This is a genomic window from Pseudomonas fluorescens (assembly GCF_902497745.1).
In the GTDB taxonomy this organism is placed as follows: domain Bacteria; phylum Pseudomonadota; class Gammaproteobacteria; order Pseudomonadales; family Pseudomonadaceae; genus Aquipseudomonas; species Aquipseudomonas fluorescens_BM.
The window spans coordinates 107861-110110 of sequence record NZ_CABVHJ010000007.1 but is presented as its reverse complement, the minus strand read 5'-3'; the positions used below and the strand labels follow the sequence as shown (position 1 = coordinate 110110).

2 protein-coding genes are annotated in these 2250 nt (G+C 39.9%); both read left to right on the top strand.

The window, feature by feature from the left end:
* A partial coding sequence (locus tag F8N44_RS12920) for a sensor histidine kinase (RefSeq protein WP_224794761.1) occupies positions 1-638 on the top strand: 638 nt, incomplete at its 5' end.
* Positions 639-640: 2 nt separating this feature from the next.
* The coding region (locus tag F8N44_RS12915; protein ID WP_191630887.1) for a hypothetical protein at positions 641-2250 on the top strand (1610 nt) is incomplete at its 3' end.

The window sequence follows — 2250 nt, the reverse complement described above, 5'->3', positions numbered from 1 at the left end:
AGCTTAATCGGATGACTCGTTCAACGTTAGCCGACCTCAATAAGGTGAATTTTAATAAGCTTCCTCCATCTTTACAGTCATTAAATGCTCAGCTTAAAACACTTGAAAAGCGTTTGAGGATACTCGACCCGGTTAGCACTCCTGGGAGACAGAGAAAAGAAAGTACGGACGTTGTACAGGTAATACAAACTTTATTGGAGGCCCATAGTTCTCAGTTTGAGAGGCATGAGATTAACGTTTCATTTGAAGAGCCTAGCCATTTTTTTGCTACGGTCGTTCAAGGCCAGATGTATCAAATTTTTGAAAATTTGATATCCAATTCAGTCTATTGGTTAACACATCACAGCGCGATGCTTCTTGAGGCTAATGGTGAAAAAAATACCTATTTGCCCTGTATAGAAATCTTAGTCGATGTTAATGCGCGAGAAATTATTTTTAGAGATAACGGGCCTGGTATAAGAAAAGCCGATGGCGAGAAAGTTTTCGATCCCTTTTTTAGTAAAAAGCCGTCAGGTCGTGGGATCGGATTGTATATAGTAAAAAACTTGTGCGCTGAAAATAATATCTCGGTATCACTTATTAAAGCAGATTCTCGAGATACTCATGCTGGTTTTGTATTTGGATTTGAGAGCAAATAAAAATGGCTACAAGGAAGTTGAAAAGAAAAGCATTGTTTATCGATGATGCTTTTGCACGCCCTACTGTTTCTGATTTCCAGAAACAAACTGTGCAGTTGCGAAGATTTCTAAAGGATAATGTTGAGACCAGAGTTTGGTTTGATGAGCAGTTCGGACTGGATGGTGAACCTTCAGGACGCTTATACTTTGAACCTCTTACCTCTAAACCAGAAGAGATTCTGAGATTCTGGAGTATACGCAATAAGTCACCATCAAAGAACCAGCTAGTTAAGCAAGTTTTTTCTGATTTGGTTGAAGAGCTTAGCCAGCATCATAAGCCTTTGTCTAAAATTGAAAGGATTTTAAAAAGTAAAGGGTGGAGCGTGGTGAAAACACCTGCTCTTCCAGATTTAGATCTTGTTGAAACAGATGTTTCATTAATAATTATAGATTACCTTCTTAGTAATGAGGTGCCGGATGATATTGAAGGAAAGGTTGCGGAAAGTATTGCATTCTTAAAATCAGTAATCACTCGCGCAAAACAAGAGGAAGGCTGTACTCATCCTTTCGTAATCCTTATCTCTAGTCTTCCTAATTTAGCGGAGAATGATGCTTATAACTTTCGCAAAAGTTCTTCAACTCCTGGAGGTTTTTTTCGGTTTGTAAGAAAGTTAACGGCAGAAGCAGAGTTTTCTGATGCCGTAGATACATTTTCTCTTCAGGAGGGTGAATTAAAGAAATTTAGAAGTGTTCATGTCAGCCTTGAGAGAGCTATCTCGTCAGCTGCGCACAATCTCCTTGAGCAAATTGAAGGGCTGGAACTGGAGGACTTAGCTACTCTTTATACTGCTCAATTGGTCACAGAGAAAGAACCTTTGTCTGACTATTTGGGGTGGCTCTCGGGTCAGCTTTTGACCGCCTCAATCCAGAAAGATATCACACTGGCCGAGAAGTCTATGGATCTTCCACCGGAAAGCTATGAGGTATTGCTAGGGCACTGTGAGCCAACGCAAAACGTGTCTAATTTGTTTTCTGATTTTTCCTCTGTTAAACCTGCATCAGGGGAACTTTTTAGGAATAAGAACAAGCAAAGACAAATTCGTTTTGGCGATCTTTTTGTAAAGCTGTCATCAAAAACATCTAACGGTAGTGGAAAGGAAGCTATCGTCAATGCGCCGGATGCAACTTTTTTAATGGTTATATCCCAAACTTGTGATTTGTTACAAGGAAAAATTACAAATGGCCAGGTGTTATGTGTTCAAGGTAGCGGGCGACAAGTCGAACCTACTGAGATTGAACTGCTGCGCGCTACAATAAAACAGATGGGTTCTGATGGTGATATCTTAATAAGAAATGGCGAAAAGTTTACCCAGATCGAGTGGGGGAATAAAAATCTCCTTACCGTCGATCAAAAAACGTTAAGTAAAGAGTTGGGCTTCTCCTATTTGGGGCGACTTAACGAAATTTATGCTTTAGAGGTTCAGCACACAGCGCTTCATCAATTAGGCCGTATTGGCGTCCCAATTGTTCCAGGTTATCGTGTTTTTTTTGGTGCTGTTGAAATTCGAGTGTTTTCTGCAAAGTCTGAACTTTCTGATTATTTTGTTAGTTTGAATAATAGTTCTGTCTTGGC